Genomic DNA, 17,366 nt, shown 5'->3' with positions numbered 1-17,366 from the left:
AGTAATGCCGACCGGTGCAAATGGCATCGGCCTGAGCCTTGAAGAATTGGTGCCTTATCGCCGTTTGGCGCGCCAGGTACAGCTGACGCCAAAAGCCTCGGCGCAGGCCCATATGGCAGGCCATCACTTGGCTCGAGCCAAAGGCCGGGGCATGGATTTTGACGAAGTGCGCCAATACCAAGTTGGTGATGACATTCGCAGCATCGACTGGCGGGTAACAGCCCGCACCGGTAAGCCCCATACCAAGTTGTTTCGGGAAGAGCGGGAAAAGCCGGTGCAGCTTATCGTTGACCTTGGCCCCACCATGCAATTTGGTTCGCAGCTGCTGCTTAAGGCCGTACAAGCGGGCCATGTTGCAGCGTTACTGGCCTGGCACGTGGCTGAACGGGGTGACCGTGTCGGCGCCCTCATCAGCAATGGCGAGCAGCATAAAGAGCTAAAGCCCAAAGGCCGGCAAAAAGGCGTGTTAGCCCTTGCTCACGCCCTGGTAGAGCTGCAATCACAAGCGCTTGATCTACTGACGCCGCGGCCTGAGCATTTAAATGACTTACTCAGGCGCAGCATTCGCCTGGCCGCTCCCGGCAGCCAACTTTGGATAGTCAGCGACCTACAAGGCTGGAACGATGAAAGCCGCTGGTTGATGGCACGCTTACAAAAGCACGCTGACGTTAGCGTGTTTTTGATAACCGACCCGTTAGAGCTTAGCCTGCCTTCGTCGCGACTTCCGATGACACTGCCAGTACAAGGAATTGATTCCAAAGGATTACTGCCCATTGGCTCGGGGCGCTTTCGTAATCACTACCAGCAAAATCGTCTGCAACAGCTCGATGCTGTTCGCCAGGTGTTAAAAGGCATGAATATTCGATTTTGCGCCGTCAGTGCCCAGCAATCGCTGGAATTTCAGATAGAAAAAGTGCAGCCATGCTAGACAAACTCAAAGATATTCAAGAGCCGCTGCCGCCGTCGTTTTGGCCTTTGGCCTGGGGCTGGTGGTTGCTTATCGCCATTGTGCTGTTGCTAGCCGCTGTGGCCATTGGCTGGCTGTTAAAAACCAAACAAAACAACCGCGTCAAAGTGCGACTACAACAGCGCCTGCAGCAGCTGGGTAATGGCGACGATTTTCTGGCCGCTCTCAATCAGCTGCTAAAAGAAGCCGCCATTTATTATTACGACCCGGCCACCGTTGGCACCTTGTCAGGCAAAGCCTGGGTAAGTTTTTTACAACAGCACAGCCCCAAAGCACCTGACCGCCATACGTTGGAGCTGCTTGAAGCCGGGCCTTATGCCAAAAGTTTTGCGGTCAGCTTCGAACACTTTGAGGCACTAAAGCAGTTTGCCCAGGCCTGGATAGCGGCCCAAGGAGGCAAAGGTGCTTGAATTTGAAAGCCTTTGGGTATTATTGCTACTGCCGCTGCCACTGATTTGGCGCTTTTTACCCGCTCAGCCCTTACCGAGCCTTTCAAGGCTTAAAGTACCACTGGCTATTGCCCAGGCCGCCAATATGGACAGCCCCGCTCTAGCGCGGCGCAAATTACCCGTTTGGATAAAATGGCTTGCCTGGTTACTGCTCTTAGTGGCGCTGGCACGGCCGGTGTGGATTGGCCAACCGGTAAGCTTGCCAGACAGCCGCCGGGAAATGATGCTGATCCTCGACCTTTCAGCCTCGATGCAAGAAACCGACATGGAATACAACGGCCATGCGGTGGACCGCTTAACAGCCGCCAAACATGTACTCAGCAGTTTTATTAAAAAGCGTAAAGGCGACCGTTTAGGCTTAATTTTATTTGCCGACCATGCCTATGTGCAGGCACCGCTATCGTACGACCTCAGTACCATCGCCACCTTTATGTCACAGGCGCAACTTGGCTTAGTGGGTACCCGCACCGCCATTGGCGAAGCCATTGCGCTGGCCACCAAAGAACTGGCCAAAAGACCGGGCAAGAAAAAAGTGGCTATATTGCTGACCGATGGCCACAACAATACCGGCTCGGTTGACCCACAAGACGCCATTGCCGCCGCCAAGGCCAAAGGCGTGACCTTCTACACCATTGGTCTGGGCTCAGATTACCAGCTGCAGCGTACCCCTTTCGGTGCCATTAAAGTGCCCAACCCAGATCCGCCAGATGAAACACTGCTCACCGAGTTGTCCAAAGATACCGGCGGCCGTTTTTTCCGGGCCAAAGACACCAAAGAGCTGCAACAGATTTATAGCGAACTCAATAAGCTTGAGCCGTTGAAGGACAACCAACAAGTGATGCGCCCGCGCAAAGACATGTTCTTTTGGCCCTTGTCATTACTGCTATTGCTGACGGTAGCCGTTGCTGTATGGAGGAGCCGATGATCTTGCTAAGGCCCTATTGGTTACTGGCCCTTATTCCCCTGGCCGTATTGCTTTGGTGGTGCTGGCAGCGCCGCCCGGCAGGCTCCGGTTGGCAAAAATTGCTGCCGCCGCATTTAGCCAAACACCTGTTAACGGGCCAAGACGGCGCCCAAAGCCGCTGGCCTTTGTTGCTGCTCGCCCTGGGCTGGCTAATTGCCACCCTCGCCTTAGCCGGTCCCAGCTGGCGACAAGACAAATACCCGCTTTATCAGCTCAGTGGCGGCCGAGTCATCGTGATGGATATGTCGATGACCATGCGCGCCACCGACCTTACCCCTGACCGCCTAACGCAATCGAAATTCAAAGCCATCGATTTGGTACGGGCCCTAAAAGAAGGTGAAACCGGCTTGGTGGCCTATGCCGGCGACGCCTTTACCATTTCACCGCTAACCAAAGACGCCAGTACCCTTGAGCATTTAATTCATGCTCTTTCCAGCGAAATTATGCCGGTGCAGGGGCAAAGGGCCGATTTGGGCATAAAAAAAGCCATGGCGCTATTAACCCACGCCGGTTTTAAACGCGGCAATATTTTGCTGTTTACCGATGGTTTTACCAAGCAAGAGCAAAGCGCTATTAGCAACTTGGATTTAGGCGAATTTAAGGTGTCGGCGCTAGTGTTTGGCACCCCACAGGGCGCGCCCATCAAAACCATGTCGGGGGGCTTATTAAAAGGCGACAATGGCCAAGTCGTTATTCCGCAAACCCACATGTCGGATGTCTGTTCTGCCGTTAACGGCCTTTGTATCAAGGCTGGCCTCGACGACGGTGACATCAAAGCGCTACTGACCAAACCCAAGGGGAAAGAAGATAAATCTGACGAGGTCATTAGCCTGCCTCAAGACGGCGGCCGCTACTTGCTGTGGCTGTTAGTGCCACTGCTGCTGCTGGCTTTTCGCCGTGGCTTGTTGGTTGCAGCCCTTGGCGTAACCCTGGTGCAGATGGCGCCCCAAGCCCATGCTGATGCCTTTAAAAACCGCAGCCAGGAAGGCTATCAGCAGTACCAGAAAAAAGACTTTAAAGCGGCTGCCAATACCTTTAATGACCCTGATTGGCGAGCTGCTGCTTTATATCGTGCTGGCCAATATAAAGCAGCCGCAAAGCTCTGGGCCACGCAAAAAGGCGCCAAAGCCCGCTACAACGAAGGCAATGCTTTAGCCAAGGCAGGGCAACTGGATGATGCCCTTAAAGCCTACGATAAAGCGCTGAAAGAAAAGCCGGACTTTAAAGATGCCCGCTTTAACCGCGACTTGGTGAAAAAGCAGCAAGCTCAGCATAAAAACAAGCAAGGCTCTGACCAAAACAAAAATAAAGACGGTAAAAACCAGAATAAAGACCAACAAGGCAACAGCCAAAACAACAAAGGCAACCAGGGCAAAAAGCCTGGAGACCAATCGCCAAAGTCCAAGGATAACAAGGGTCAAAACAAGGGGAAAAAGCCCGGCGATAAAGGTAAGCAGAAGGACCAGCAGCCCCAAGATAACAAAGCGCAGCAAAACCCAAACAACGCGCAAAACCCACAACAAAATCAGGATAAAAAACAGCAGAGCCAGCAAGGGGCTAACAGCCAGCAACCGAAAGACAAACAACAGGCTGAACCGCAAAAAGCCCAGGCCGAGGGTGACAAAGACACGAAAAAAGGCCAGCAACAGGCAGCTAAGGCATTGCCTAAAGACGGTAAAGGCCCTGCCACCCAAACCGAGGCCGATAAAATTCTCGACTCTGTGAACGATGACCCCGGCTATCTGCTGCAACAACAAATGCGCCGTGCTTATGAGGCGCGCAAAAGAAATGCGAAGGAAGATCAACCATGGTAAAGCGCCTGCTTTGGCTCGCCAGCCTCTGGCTTATTCCCACCCTGCTATGGGCCGCCACCCAGGTACAGGCCACCGTCAGCCAAAACCCGGTACAAGCCAATGACGGCTTCACCCTTAAAGTCGTGGCCGACGGTAATTTGCCGTCTGATGCGCTTGATACATCGCCGCTGCTGAAAAACTTCATTGTTGGCAACACCAGCGTTGGTCAGAACACGCAAATTATTAATGGCGACTTTAGCCAAAATACCACCTGGCGCGTCACTCTGATTGCCCCCAAACCTGGCAACTTCACCATACCGCCGCTCAAAGTCGACAGCATGATGACAGCCCCCATCAAGCTGACTGTTGTCAAAGCCGGCGCCAGTACCAAGGTTGATAGCATCATGCTGGAAACCTCGATGTCAGATCACCAGGTTTACCCCGGCCAGCAAGTCAGTTACGACGTCAAACTGCTGGTAGGTGCCGACCTGCGCCAAGGGCAGTTGTCCGACCCGAAAATGGATGACGGTGACGTTAAACAACTGGGCAAAGACCAAAAAGGCACCGAAACTCGCCAGGGTATGGCATTTGAAACCTACAGCCGCCACTACGCTATTTTTGCCAAGAAAGTCGGTAGCTATGTTATTGACCCACCAGTATTTAACGGCGAAATTGACACCCAAAACAGTCTGGGTTTTTACGGCACCCGTAGCGTCGGCAAGGTTGGCCAGCCACAAAGCCTGACGGTGCTGCCCATTCCCGATACCAGCAAACCCTGGCTACCCGCCCGGGAAATCAAACTGGAAGACCGCTGGAGCCAAGATCCGAAGCACTGGAAAGTAGGGCAACCCATCACCCGCACCTTGGTTGTTACCGCCACCGGCACCGAAGCCAATGAGCTACCGACCTTGCAAATGGCGGTACCGGATGGCTTTAAGTCGTATCCGGACCAAAAAGACCGTAAAAATTATTTAAAAGACGGCTGGATGATGGCCCAGCAAACCATGGCGCAGGCATTAGTGCCAACGAAAGCCGGCACTTATACTCTGCCAGAGGTGGACGTCACCTGGTTTGACACCTTAAAAGGCCAGTATGAGATTGCCACCCTGCCCGCTCGCACTGTCACCGTCGCGCCTGCCGCAACTGACCAGCAATCAAAGGTGCAAGCGGATAACAGTACGTTGCCACCGGCGAAAGCCAATGCCGATTACTGGCCATGGCTAACAGCACTGGTAGTCTTGTTGTGGCTGGTAACACTGGTGTTCTGGCTGCGTCCGAAATGGCGTAAAAAAGCCCCAATACCGAGTGAAAGACAGCCGAAAGAGGAAGCCGCCTCACCTAGCTGGCAGCAGTTGCGCCAAGCCATTAAAAGCAATGACCCGGCCAAAGCTGGCCAAGCGCTGCTGCATTGGGCGCAAGATAAATACCAGCTGCATTCCTTGGAAGCGTTAGCTGAATTTTTTGCTCATCCGCCGCTAACCGATGCCATAAAAGACTTGCAACAACAGCGCTTTGCAACATCCAGCCACAGCTGGAATGGTGAACCATTATGGCAGGCACTTAACACGGCGAAACCGCCCAAAGCGCCCCCTGAAGGCAGCGGGCTTTACGCGCGTTTTAAGCTTTAATAAAAGGCCAGCGGTAAGCTGGCCTTTTTTATCACCACAACAACCTTAAAAAAATGCCACCGCCTTGAAAGACCAAGGCCTTAACCACGGTCAATAAGGTATGAACAGTAGACAACGCCGATTTGAAGCCCTCGTGGGGGCCTTATCAACAGACCTTTATCGCTACGGGCTGTGGTTAACCAATGACGCCAGTATTGCCGACGACTTGGTGCAAGAAACCTTTCTTCGGGCCTGGAAATACCTGGATGACTTGAAAGATGAGAAGTCTGCCAGGGCCTGGCTTATCACTATTTTGCGCCGAGAAAACGCCAGGCGTTTTGAGCGTAAACAATTCGACATGACCGATTACGAAGAGGCGCAATTGCAGGACCTGCGTAGCCACGACAGCGAAACCGAACTCAGCCATCTGGAATTGCAAAGAGCCATGGCACAACTCAGCGTTGAATACCGTGAACCCTTGTTGTTGCAGGTACTGTTCGGCTACTCAGGTGAGGAAATTGGCCAGCTGTTGTCGCTCAACACCAACACGGTGATGACGCGGTTATTTCGCGCCCGTAACCAGCTAAGAACATTGTTAAGTCCCGCACAAGACAGGAGGGCACAATGATGAATGACTTGGAGTTTCGTCAAAACTTGCTGACCGAACCGCAGCAATCAGGCCTTTGTGAAGACGCCCAAACCCCAGAGCGTCAACGCTTACTTAATGACGTGCGCCAGCAAGACAATGACCTCAAAGCCGCTTTAACGGTGCCAGTGCCCGCGAACCTTCAAAGCCGCATTATTTTAAATCAAAGCCTCAAAGACTTTGAGCAGCGCCAGCGACGCCGGAGCCGTTGGCACCTCGCCATCGCCGCCTCCTTAGCCTTCACTGCCGGCACGCTGCTGAGCTTTTTTACCCTCGACAGGGGCCAACTGGGCTTTAGCCAATATGCCCTCGCCCACGTCTACCACGAATACAGCACCATGACCGATGCGGTGGATGAAAAGGCCACATTGGCAACCTTTAACAGTAAGTCTGCGGTTTATGGGGCCACCCTCACCCGCAATATTGGCCACATTTATTACGTTAACTTCTGCGATTTTAACGGCGTCAAGAGCCTGCATGCCGTGTTTGCCGGCAGCAAAGGCCGGGTAACGGTTTTTATTATCAAAAATAAGGTCAAAGCCGGAGCAAAAGAAAAGTCGGTATTTGCTGATGGCCAGTTCGACGGCGTAACCGAACAGATGGGTGACCACCAAATCATTTTGATCGGCGAGAAGGGTGAGCCCCTTAACATCATGGAAACAAAGTTGAAAAAAAACCTCGATTGGTCCACCTGACGACATTCATTCGCCATTGACCTGATACCCGGCTTCGGCCGGGTTATTTTTAGGTTGCGCAGAAACCCTAAGCCCCTAAAATGCGGGCAATTCTTGTATTTGTCGCCCCCTTGATTACTGACTGCGGTTCAGTAACTTTTTTGTACAAAATATCGCATTTAACCGGTGCAATTTTGGGCGAATAGTCAGAAGTTTTGATAATATCGCAACAGGTCCGCTGAGCGGACTTTAGTCACGGATGCCTGAAGAGAGAGAAAAATATTATGCAGTTAGTCAGAAAATCACTCGTAGCAACAGCCATTTTCAGCGTCTGCTCTGGTGCCATGGCAGCAGGTTTCCAGATCAGTGAACACTCAGCAAAAGCACTGGGGCGTGCTAATGCGGGTGAAGCCGCCGTCGCGGCTGATGGTTCCGTCGTCGCCGCTAACCCGGCATTGATGACCCAATTTAACCGTCCTATTGTCAGTATCACCGGTGCTTACATCATGCCGGACATCGACATGCAGGGCAGCGTTACCAACTACTTCACCACCGGTGCCCAAACCGTACCCAGCAACTCCTATGATGTTGCACCCAACGAGTTTGTGCCTGAGGCCTTCTATGTAGCGCCCATTAATGACCAGTGGGCCTGGGGGATAGGCGGCTTCTCTAACTTTGGCCTGGTCAGCGACTATGATGGCGGCTCAATGAGTGCACCGCTGGCCGACAAGACCGACCTGAAAACTTACAACCTCAACCCCAGCATTGCTTACAAGGTTAACGACAGTTTCTCTGTTGGCTTTGGTCTGGACGTGGTTTACGCCAAGGCAACGTTGAACGCGTCGATGCCAACCAACCTTGACTCCAGCGTGCCGGGTGCCGCTTTTGCCGGTCAAAAGATCACCGAGCTTAAGGGCGATGATTATGGCTTTGGCTGGAACTTTGGCTTGAGCTACGACTTTAGTACCGACACGCGTGTGGGCTTTGCGTATCGCTCGAAAGTGGATTTAACCATCAAAGGTGATATCAACACCGGTATTCTGCCAACCTTGGGCGCCGCACTTTATGCTCAAGACTCCAGCAGCACCAGTGCTGCCTTTTTGGCAAGCCTGCCCTCTTCCTTTGGCGACTCAGTGGACTTAACACTGCCAGCCATTTGGGAATTGGCCGTAAACCAAAAAATCAACGAAGTGTTATCAGTGCAAGCATCCATTAACCGTGTTGAATGGTCAGAGTTTGACAAACTGGAAGCCAATAGCGCCGTTGGTGCAGAGCTGCTAGATGAAACCGAAGACTGGGATGACACTTGGTATGGTGCTGTGGGCTTGACCTACGTCGCCACCAACGACATTACCTTAAGGGCCGGTATCAAGTATGACCAAAGCCCGGTTAACGCTGATTATCGTAACCTGCGTATTCCAGACACCGACCGTACCTGGTACAGCGTGGGTATGACCTACAGCTTCAATAAAGACTTTGATGTCGACTTTGCCTACAACTATTTGGATGCCAAAAAGGCCAACATCGATGAAGGCTCCGTTATTGAAGACGGCTCCCCTTCTTTGACCGGTAACTTTACCGGTGAAATGTCGGGCCATGCCCAAATTTTGTCTGTGCAAGGTAACTACCGCTTCTAATAGCACCCAGCAAAAAGGGGGCCCAAGGCCCCTTTTTTTATGGCTTAAATTTCATTTCGGGCGCACGGCTATCACTTCAATTTCCACCAGCATCCCTTCACCGGCAAGTGCCGCTACCTGCACCGCACTGCGGGCCGGTAAATTCGGTTGGGCTTTGGTGCCAAAGAACTGGGTATAACTCTTCATAAAGCCCGCGAAATCAAGCTTGCCGCCATGTTTCGGGTCGCCAACCAGAAAGGCCGTCATCTTTACCACATCCCCCATGTCCAAGCCTTTTTCCTTCAGCGATGCCTGAATGCGTGTCAGCACACTTAGGGTTTGTGCTTGGGTATCGCCCCAGTAGGCTTCTGAGCCTTTGGCCGCCTTGGGGTTTTTAGGGGCAGGAACCATACCGCTTTGATAGACGGTGCCGTCCACTTCAACCGCAGAGGCAATAGGGAAAGTGCTGCCACCAGGCAGTGGGTAGCGTTTCACTTGGGCAGCAGACACCGTGCCTGCAGCTAACATTAGGGTGGCACCCAGTAGCAGTGCTTTTTTCATGACGTTATCCTTTTGGTTTTTGAGCGGGCAGTGAGGCAATAAATGCCGACACGTCCTGCATGTCCTTGTCCGACCCCAGCATCATGGCAGACTGGCGCATAATGGCACCGTTCTGATCGCCACTGGCTGTACCCCTTTCGCCGGACTTGTACGCCTGTAATTGTTTAAGAATGTACCAGTCGCTTTGACCCGCCAGTGGCGGCGCCTTTACCGCGGCCATACCTTCACCGCTAGCACCGTGGCAACCGGCGCAGCTTTGATAAAGACTCTTGCCATGGCTGATGTCAGCCTTGAGCAATTTAACCGGCGCCGATTTCGTTGGCTGCTTACCAATAAAGGCAATGGCATCTTCAATTTGCTTAGGTTTCATTATCTTGGCCACCGACAACATTTCATGGCCGTGAATATCGCCCTTGCCACCGGAGCGCCACCCCTTTTGAAAACCTAATAACTGCTCCTTGATATACCAGGCCGGCAGTATGGTGAGGTTAGGCCCTTTAACAGTTGGGTTACTGGCGGCATTGGAGCCGTGGCACACTAAACAATACTGCGAGCTGTCCTGCTTGGCTTGGGCCGTCGCCGCCGCCAGTACCAGCGCCATCATCAACCACTTTTTCATGATGCCTCCCGGGCACTGAGCATGCCTTCCTTCTGCTCGATATCTTCAAGAGCGTGCCAAGCCGAGCGAATAGCTCCTTCTTGCCAACCGGAATGGTGGCTGATTTGGTCACCCACCATGTAATGACGGTTACCAGCAGGCGCTTGCAGTAATGCAAACTTATCGCGAATGTCTTCCGGCCATTGCGAACTGCAGCCCATCATGTTGTTCATGCGTTCCCAGCAGACGGTAATGCCGGTTTCTACGTACTTGGCATAGTCGGGATGGATTTTTGAACCCTGGCGAATCGCTTCATTCATGCGCTGTTGATTGCTCATTTGTGCAAAGCGTTCACCGACCGCCGGATCCCAGGTATAGGCACCAAGGAAGATCCCCTTAGGTCGCATTGGGCTGTGTTCGGGATACCAAATCTGGTTGATATCTTGGCTGGTCCAGGTAATGCCGTTATAAATGCCTTCCTTTTCCCAGAAACGTTCTTTGGCTTGGAAACCGATTTTAAACAGCTTGCCGCGCTGAATTTTGCCCAGAACCTCGGCGTATTCAGTGGGGAAGTTGTTTTCGATGCCCGCCATAATGTGGGTAGGAATACAGTTAATACAGTAATCGGCTTTGATTTTCTTATTCACACCGTCGTGCAGGTAGCTAACCTCAACGCCTTTGTCTTCAAGCCACACTTTTTGCACTTGTGCCTTGAGGCTAATTTTGTCTTTAACGTGTTTAAGAAAGCCCTTAACCACGTGATCCATACCACCTACAGGGGTTAGCATCGCCGGTGCCTGATCAAGGCCTTCGGCAAAGTTCAGTGCCCCCGCCCAATAGCTTGATTTCATTAAGTCTGCAAAACGGAGCGGATCTTTAATAACGGGTTCGGAAACAAAACCACCAGACACCAAGCCCGCCCTTTCCGAGCCGTGGTATTTAAGGTCTGAGCCTAAATCGCCGTAATCTTTTACAAACTGCACCATTTTATCGAGATCAACCTCGTCAAAAGGTGCGTCAAGGTGAGCGCTTGAAGCCATGGTTTTTTCGAGCAGCTCAGACATATAGCCACGAATGTCTGCCCGGTATTCACGAATGCGAATAGGCCTGCCATCAAACGCCTTATCGTCTTGGGTGTAGCAATTAACGTTGTCGTTGGAGAACAACATTAATTCCACTCCCAATTCACGGCAATAATGCATCAAACCGGTGTGTACCGCAGGAATACGGGCGGGGCCGCAATTCATGTAGAGATAGGGTTTATCGTCGAACTTACAAATTTGGGGGTTACCAAATTCATCAATAAAATCACCATGCCGGGCGGTAAAATTTCGCCCGCCAGCGCGATGCGAGGCTTCTAAAACGGTAACATCATAACCGGCTCGACTTAATTCGTAGGCAGAGGTTAACCCACTAATACCGGCACCTAAAATTACAACAGAACGTTTTTTTCCAGTGGTAAGGGGCTTTAACTTAAGCGGTGCCGCTTGCGCTGACATGCTAGTTATTCCCATCAATCCTGCAGCATGAAACATCGCTGCACTTCCTCCGGCACGCCCGATTAAACCGAGCAATTGCCTCCTTGAAAGCCCTTTTGTCATAAGTACACCAATAGTTAACAACGTGTTTTTACATCTAAATCTTCATGGCCGTATTTTTTTCAGAACACCGTTTTACCTAACCAAAAAAAAATTAATTACGAAACCCGATTGTCACCAGCTTGTAACGTTTTGAGGCCTATTTCACAAAAACTAGAGCACTAACTCTAGCGTAAGTGACTGTTTAAAAAAGAAGATTACGTTTACGTAAAGGTAATAAAAATGAAAGGTTCAGTTAACATCTGGGATCAAATTCACAAATAATTAATCTTATAAGGGCAAAAGGTGAATTTGTTTTGATAGGAAATTTGTCGTTGTGGTACCGCTTTAATAGTTACCGGATGGTTAACAGCCTGTTGTTCCGGCCAAATTAAAAATGAATTTAAATCGTTTTAATTAGAGCGGACAGATTATGACTAAAGATAAAAAAGTCGTGTTGCAGAAACGGAGTTTGCTTTCTCTTGCCGTTGTTATGGCACTAAGTAATGCCTCCGCTTTTGCTGACGATGACGATGCTGCCAAAGCAAAAGCAAAGGGCGATGACAATACGGAAGTCATTGCAGTCACAGGCTCACGTGTGGCCGGCCGTACCGCTGCCGACTCGGCCGCACCGATTGATATTTTCTCTGGCCAACAGATAAGACAACCGAGCAGTAATGACATGAACGAAGTCATTCGCCGCTTGGTGCCGTCTTATAACGTTGAAACCATGCCCATTTCAGACGGTAGCTCTTTTGTGCGCCCAGCTAACCTGCGGGGTCTTCCCCCCGATGAAACCTTGGTGTTGGTTAACGGCAAACGCTTTCACCGCTCAGCGCTGGTGCAAATATCCGGTGGTTCTCTGGCACAAGGTGCACAAGCACCGGATATATCAAACATTCCCAGCATTGCCCTTGGCCGCCTAGATGTGTTGCGTGATGGTGCATCCGCTCAGTACGGCTCAGATGCGATTGCCGGGGTAATGAACTTTGTGCTGCGTAGCGATACCAATGGCCTGGAAACTCAGGCGCAATATGGCTCGACCAAAGAAGGCGATGGTGACGAGTGGCAGTTCTCTGCGAACTACGGCACCGAAATGACCGATAAGGGTTTTTTAAACTTGAGTATGGAGCTGACCCAGCGCGACGCTACCGTTCGCGCCGATCAGCGCCCTGACGCCCAAAGCTATATTGATGCGGGTAATACATACGTTCAGGATCCGGCGCAAAAATGGGGTACGCCTCGTAACAAATCCAAACGGTTAGTGTGGAATGCCGGTATCGATATGAACCCACTGGCCAGTCTCTATTTGTTTGGTAACTATTCTGATACCAACACCGAAGGGGCATTTTATTACCGTAACCTCGACCGTGATTTCTTCACCGACATCACCTTGGATGACGGCTCTACATTCAACTTTTTAGACTGGTTCCCCGGCGGCTTCCAACCGTCTTTTGGTGCCAACATTTATGACTTTAGCCAAGTGGTTGGCGTCAAAGGCACCATGCCTTTTATCTCCCCCGAACTGGGCTACGACTTCTCAGGAAGCTTCGGTCGTAACCGCATCGAGTACTTTATTCACAACACCATCAACCCGTCGCTGGCAAACGAATCCCCCACTAACTTCAAACCCGGCACACTGCAACAGACCGAGAAAAACGTAAACGCCGATTTCACCTACCCTATTGGCTCATTGAATATCGCCTTCGGGGGTGAATACCGCGACGAAACTTACGCCATTATCTCTGGCGATGAAGCCTCCTGGGAGATTGGGGAATTCTCGTCCTTGGGGATTGGCTCTAACGGCTTCCCTGGCTACAGCCCGGAGCAATCAGGGGAATGGACACGTTCTAACTACTCCGCTTACGTGGATATGGAATGGGACGTCAATATGGACTTGATGCTGGGCGCCGCCGGCCGTTATGAAAACTACTCCGATTTTGGCAGCACCTCCAACGGCAAGCTATCAGCCCGCTATAACGCCACCGACAACTTGGTGTTACGCGGTACTGTCAGTACCGGCTTTAGGGCACCAACCCCTGGTCAGTCACACACCATCAACGTTGCAACCACCTTTATTGGTGACGACCCAACGCCTGTGGCGGTAGGTACCATTCCGTCGACTAACCCCATTGCCGAATACTTTGGTGGTAAAGCCCTTACCCCTGAAAAATCAACCAACTACAGTCTGGGCTTGGGGTGGACCGTTACCCCTAACCTAACCACAACCTTAGATGTGTATCGCATCGATGTACGCGACCGCATAGGCATGTCACAAAGTATCGACATTGATGAAGACACCCGTGACGCCTTAATTGCCTCTGGCATATCCAATGCCGGTGACTATGGGCAGATCCGCTTCTTCACCAACGCCTTTGATACCCGCACCCAAGGGGTTGATTTGGTTGTCACTTATAACCTGTCTTCTGACTGGGGCGACACCAACTTCAGCCTGGCCGGTAACTACAACAAAACGGAAGTAACCGATATCAAAGACACCGGTGTGGTTGATGCCGACCGTAAGTCTGACTTGGAAAACCAGCTGCCAAAAACCCGGGTCAACTTTAACGTGACCCACAGCGTTGACGTGTACAAGTTTGATTTAGGCGTGCGTTACTACGGCAAGTGGAAATATTCATCTGATGAGCAATATCAGACCTTTGGTTCTGAATTCATGGTTGACACCTCAGCAACCTGGATGGCCACCTCAGACTTTTCGATGACCGCAGGCGTAGAAAACCTGTTTGATAACTACCCAGACAAATTCAAGTATGGCGCCAGCACCGGCCAAGTTTACTCGGGTAGTTCACCGATCAGCACCGATGGTATGCGCTGGTTCCTGCGAGCAAACTACAAGTTTTAAGTGAATTTATCTCATCATTAAAAGAGCGCCAAACGGCGCTCTTTTTTTACAATTAAAACCATTTTAAATAACAAACAAAAGCATTAAGAGTGCTCAACAAAATAGCATGACATTTTATTGCTTAAATTGCGTTGATATATGCCGCTTCAACACAAAATGATAAACAATGGTTACTTTAAAACAATTAAATTACAAATTTAACCAAAAACAAATACCGGCGCGCACTTAAAAACAAAATGGGTTTTGATTTTTAAAAAAGAAATGAATTTAAGACATTGCTGACACTGGAAATAACGCAAAGGTTAAATAAAAGGGGGTTTAAAAGTTCATTTGAGAACAAAGTCACACATATTAAATCAAATGTGTAATTTCAATTTGATGAATTTTTAACGACTGTGATACCGCTTTAAAAGAAGGCTGGATGGAAAGGCCTGTAGTTCCGGCTCTAACCAAAAGATCTATTTTGAAGATGTTTTTAAGGCGGACATATGACTAAGGACAATAAAGTCAAAACGGCGCAGCGGACATTAATCTCTGCTGCAGTGTTAATGGCACTAAGCAATATAAATGTTGCCCACGCCGATGATGACGATGCATCAACGAAAGCAAAGAAGGACGACAACACTGAAGTGATTGCGGTCACCGGCTCGCGGGTAGCAGGGCGAACCGCTGCCGACTCGGCCGCTCCGGTGGATATTTTCTCCGCCCAGCAACTGCAAAGCCCCAGTTCTAACGATATGCAAGAGATCATTCGTAAACTGGTGCCCTCCTACAACGTGCAAAGCCAGCCTATCTCCGATGGCAGTTCATTTGTGCGGCCAGCTAACCTAAGGGGGCTCCCCCCCGACGAAACACTGGTGCTGATCAACGGTAAGCGCTATCACCGCTCGGCATTGGTGCAATTAGCCGGGGGCGCTTTAGCCCAAGGCGCGCAAGGCGCCGACATTTCCAATATTCCCAGTATTGCCCTTGGCCGCTTGGATGTGTTGCGTGACGGCGCATCTGCCCAGTACGGTTCCGATGCGATTGCCGGGGTGATGAACTTTGTGCTGCGCAGTGATACCAACGGTTGGGAAACCCAGGCCCAATATGGCTCCACCAAAAAAGGTGACGGCGACGAGTGGAAGATTGACGCCGATTACGGCACCGCCCTTTCTGATGCCGGCTTTTTAAATATCGCCACCGAAGTCACGCAGCGCGACCGCACTGTCCGTGCAACTCAGCAACCTGTCGCCCAAGAATACAGCGATGAAGGGTTAAGCGGCGTTCCCGACCCCGCTATTCCGTGGGGTACACCTCGAAATAAATCAAAACGGCTAATTTGGAACGGCGCCATTGATATGGACGCTAACCGCCAGCTGTATTTCTTTGGTAACTATTCCGATACCAATACCGAAGGTACCTTTTATTATCGAAACCTCACAGCCACTTTGTTTAATGACATAACCCTTGATGATGGCTCTACCTGGAGCTACAAGAACTGGTACCCAGGCGGCTTTACCCCCAGTTTTGGTGCTGATATTTACGACTTTAGCCAAGTGGTGGGGTTAAAAGGTAATTTGCCGGTACTGCCCGACCTTAACTACGACTTTTCGGGTAGCTTTGGCCGTAACCGCATCGAATACTTTTTACACAACACCGTTAACCCCTCCCTTGGCCCAGATTCACCAACCGACTTTAAACCCGGTACCTTGCAGCAAACCGAGAAAAACCTGAATGCTGACTTCAGCTATCCCATTGGCAATTTCAACATCGCCTTTGGTAGCGAATACCGCTATGAGGTTTACACCATTGAAGAAGGGGACGAAGCATCCTGGGAGCAAGGCGACTACACCGAGCTTGGCATCGGCTCTAACGGCTATCCGGGGATCACCCCTGAAGAGGCAGGCGAATGGGGCCGCGCCAGCTATGCCGGTTACATTGATACCGAATGGGACCCAAGCGACGCCTTATTGGTGGGTTTAGCGGGCCGCTATGAGCACTACTCTGACTTTGGTGACACCAGCAATGGCAAGTTGTCTTTGCGTTACAATGCCACCGATTCCCTGGTGTTGCGCGGCACCGTCAGCACCGGTTTTAAAGCACCAACGCCGGGCCAAACGCACACCACCAGCGTTTCAACCACCTTCTACGATAACAGTTCAACCCCGGTGGAAGTGGGTACTATTTCAGTTACCAATGATGTTGCGAAATACTTTGGTGCCAAAGCACTGAAACCGGAAAAATCCACCAACTACAGTGTTGGCCTCGGCTGGACCATTACCTCTGACCTGACCTCCACCCTGGATTTTTACCGTATCGATGTGCGAGACCGCATTGGCCTGTCCAGTAACTTTGAGTTGAGCGACTCCGATAAAGCATCGCTCGAGGCCTCTGGCGTGTCAGGCGCTTCTGACTACGGTTATGTGCGCTACTTTACCAATGCCTTTGATACCAAAACCCAAGGTATGGACTGGGTCACCACCTATAACCTGCACACCGATTTAGGCGACACCAACTTCCAGTTGGCCGCCAACTACAACAAAACCGATGTCACCTCTTACGATGCATCCGTCATCGATGCTGACCGTAAGTCAGACATTGAAAATGAACTGCCGAAAACCCGGGTTAACTTCAATATCACCCACAGCATCGATGTCTATAAGTTTGATGTTGGTGTGCGCTACTACGGTAAGTGGAAAACCTCGGAGGACGGCTCTTACGACATTCAAACCTTCGGTTCGGAAGTGATGGTAGATACCGCCGCCACCTGGATGGCCACCGACGACTTCTCACTGACAGCCAGTGTTGAAAACCTCTTTGACAACTACCCCGACAAGTCCAAATACGGCAGCTCTTATGGCCAAATCTATTCGAGCTACTCCCCCATCAGCATCGACGGCTTGCGTTGGTCAATAAAGGCTAACTACAAGTTTTAAAACAGGCTATAAGTAATAAAGAAGGGGCAATAAATTGCCCCTTCTTTTTGTTATTTAAGATAAATAAGATCGACGCCAGCAGCTGATGTTTCGCAGCAGTTGGCGACCATATTGCTTAATGGTAATCTCCTTG

Annotated in this window: 13 protein-coding genes; 10 read left to right on the top strand and 3 right to left on the bottom strand. The window is 50.9% G+C overall.

Annotated features, from left to right (window positions below):
* The first annotated feature begins 4 nt into the window (after positions 1-4).
* From DW350_RS07450 to DW350_RS07415, 8 genes are all read left to right on the top strand, one after another.
* Positions 5-928, top strand: coding sequence for a DUF58 domain-containing protein (locus tag DW350_RS07450; RefSeq protein WP_192954850.1), 924 nt, complete (start codon positions 5-7; stop codon positions 926-928).
* On the top strand, positions 922-1,377 hold the full coding sequence (locus DW350_RS07445; RefSeq protein WP_115718260.1) for a DUF4381 domain-containing protein: 456 nt from the start codon (positions 922-924) through the stop codon (positions 1,375-1,377). Before DW350_RS07450 ends, DW350_RS07445 begins: the two co-directional genes overlap by 7 nt.
* The gene (locus DW350_RS07440) at positions 1,370-2,341 is read left to right on the top strand and encodes a VWA domain-containing protein (protein ID WP_115718259.1); all 972 of its coding nucleotides are present in this window, start codon (positions 1,370-1,372) and stop codon (positions 2,339-2,341) included. Before DW350_RS07445 ends, DW350_RS07440 begins: the two co-directional genes overlap by 8 nt.
* Positions 2,338-4,194: a VWA domain-containing protein gene (locus DW350_RS07435; protein WP_192954849.1), complete on the top strand. Its 1,857-nt coding sequence runs from the start codon at positions 2,338-2,340 to the stop codon at positions 4,192-4,194. The genes DW350_RS07440 and DW350_RS07435 overlap by 4 nt, the downstream gene beginning before the upstream one ends.
* Positions 4,188-5,801 (top strand): BatD family protein, encoded by a 1,614-nt coding sequence (locus DW350_RS07430; RefSeq protein ID WP_115718257.1) that lies wholly within the window; start codon positions 4,188-4,190, stop codon positions 5,799-5,801. The genes DW350_RS07435 and DW350_RS07430 overlap by 7 nt, the downstream gene beginning before the upstream one ends.
* Before the next feature lie 100 nt (positions 5,802-5,901).
* Positions 5,902-6,408: a sigma-70 family RNA polymerase sigma factor gene (locus DW350_RS07425; protein ID WP_115718256.1), complete on the top strand. Its 507-nt coding sequence runs from the start codon at positions 5,902-5,904 to the stop codon at positions 6,406-6,408.
* Complete coding sequence (locus tag DW350_RS07420) at positions 6,405-7,121, top strand: DUF3379 family protein (RefSeq protein WP_115718255.1); 717 nt, start codon at positions 6,405-6,407, stop codon at positions 7,119-7,121. The genes DW350_RS07425 and DW350_RS07420 overlap by 4 nt, the downstream gene beginning before the upstream one ends.
* 263 nt (positions 7,122-7,384) lie before the next feature.
* Positions 7,385-8,737 carry an OmpP1/FadL family transporter gene (locus tag DW350_RS07415; protein WP_115718254.1) on the top strand — a complete coding sequence of 451 codons (1,353 nt, stop codon included), beginning with the start codon at positions 7,385-7,387 and terminating at the stop codon, positions 8,735-8,737.
* 51 nt (positions 8,738-8,788) lie between these two features.
* Here the strand turns inward: DW350_RS07415 and DW350_RS07410 are convergent, their stop codons facing one another.
* Genes DW350_RS07410 through DW350_RS07400 form a run of 3 tightly spaced genes read right to left on the bottom strand, consistent with a single transcriptional unit; the run spans position 8,789 to position 11,389 of the window.
* Positions 8,789-9,277, bottom strand: coding sequence for a RidA family protein (locus DW350_RS07410; protein ID WP_115718253.1), 489 nt, complete (start codon positions 9,275-9,277; stop codon positions 8,789-8,791).
* Positions 9,278-9,281: 4 nt separating this feature from the next.
* Positions 9,282-9,896, bottom strand: coding sequence for a c-type cytochrome (locus DW350_RS07405; protein ID WP_115718252.1), 615 nt, complete (start codon positions 9,894-9,896; stop codon positions 9,282-9,284).
* Positions 9,893-11,389, bottom strand: a complete 1,497-nt coding sequence (locus DW350_RS07400; protein WP_192954848.1) for a flavin monoamine oxidase family protein — start codon at positions 11,387-11,389, stop codon at positions 9,893-9,895. Before DW350_RS07400 ends, DW350_RS07405 begins: the two co-directional genes overlap by 4 nt.
* Before the next feature lie 496 nt (positions 11,390-11,885).
* Here DW350_RS07400 and DW350_RS07395 point away from each other — a divergent pair, with 496 nt between their 5' ends.
* Both DW350_RS07395 and DW350_RS07390 read left to right on the top strand, forming a co-directional pair.
* Positions 11,886-14,315 (top strand): TonB-dependent receptor plug domain-containing protein, encoded by a 2,430-nt coding sequence (locus DW350_RS07395; protein WP_115718250.1) that lies wholly within the window; start codon positions 11,886-11,888, stop codon positions 14,313-14,315.
* Positions 14,316-14,803: 488 nt separating this feature from the next.
* Positions 14,804-17,233 carry a TonB-dependent receptor plug domain-containing protein gene (locus DW350_RS07390; protein WP_115718249.1) on the top strand — a complete coding sequence of 810 codons (2,430 nt, stop codon included), beginning with the start codon at positions 14,804-14,806 and terminating at the stop codon, positions 17,231-17,233.
* Positions 17,234-17,366 lie beyond the last annotated feature (133 nt).

This window comes from Gallaecimonas mangrovi, from assembly GCF_003367375.1.
Lineage (GTDB): Bacteria > Pseudomonadota > Gammaproteobacteria > Enterobacterales > Gallaecimonadaceae > Gallaecimonas > Gallaecimonas mangrovi.
Note: the sequence above shows the minus strand (reverse complement) of the source record. Positions and strands in the feature narration are given on the sequence as shown.

What these genes read in the sequence shown, in the direction of transcription:
- DW350_RS07435 (WP_192954849.1), top strand. Translation starts at nt 2,338, where the DNA reads ATGATCTTGCTAAGGCCCTATTGGTTACTGGCCCTTATTCCCCTGGCC.
- DW350_RS07425 (WP_115718256.1), top strand. Translation starts at nt 5,902, where the DNA reads ATGAACAGTAGACAACGCCGATTTGAAGCCCTCGTGGGGGCCTTATCA.
- DW350_RS07450 (WP_192954850.1), top strand. Translation starts at nt 5, where the DNA reads ATGCCGACCGGTGCAAATGGCATCGGCCTGAGCCTTGAAGAATTGGTG.
- DW350_RS07395 (WP_115718250.1), top strand. Translation starts at nt 11,886, where the DNA reads ATGACTAAAGATAAAAAAGTCGTGTTGCAGAAACGGAGTTTGCTTTCT.
- DW350_RS07445 (WP_115718260.1), top strand. Translation starts at nt 922, where the DNA reads ATGCTAGACAAACTCAAAGATATTCAAGAGCCGCTGCCGCCGTCGTTT.
- DW350_RS07410 (WP_115718253.1), bottom strand. Translation starts at nt 9,277, where the DNA reads ATGAAAAAAGCACTGCTACTGGGTGCCACCCTAATGTTAGCTGCAGGC.
- DW350_RS07415 (WP_115718254.1), top strand. Translation starts at nt 7,385, where the DNA reads ATGCAGTTAGTCAGAAAATCACTCGTAGCAACAGCCATTTTCAGCGTC.
- DW350_RS07390 (WP_115718249.1), top strand. Translation starts at nt 14,804, where the DNA reads ATGACTAAGGACAATAAAGTCAAAACGGCGCAGCGGACATTAATCTCT.
- DW350_RS07430 (WP_115718257.1), top strand. Translation starts at nt 4,188, where the DNA reads ATGGTAAAGCGCCTGCTTTGGCTCGCCAGCCTCTGGCTTATTCCCACC.
- DW350_RS07400 (WP_192954848.1), bottom strand. Translation starts at nt 11,389, where the DNA reads ATGGGAATAACTAGCATGTCAGCGCAAGCGGCACCGCTTAAGTTAAAG.
- DW350_RS07420 (WP_115718255.1), top strand. Translation starts at nt 6,405, where the DNA reads ATGATGAATGACTTGGAGTTTCGTCAAAACTTGCTGACCGAACCGCAG.
- DW350_RS07405 (WP_115718252.1), bottom strand. Translation starts at nt 9,896, where the DNA reads ATGAAAAAGTGGTTGATGATGGCGCTGGTACTGGCGGCGGCGACGGCC.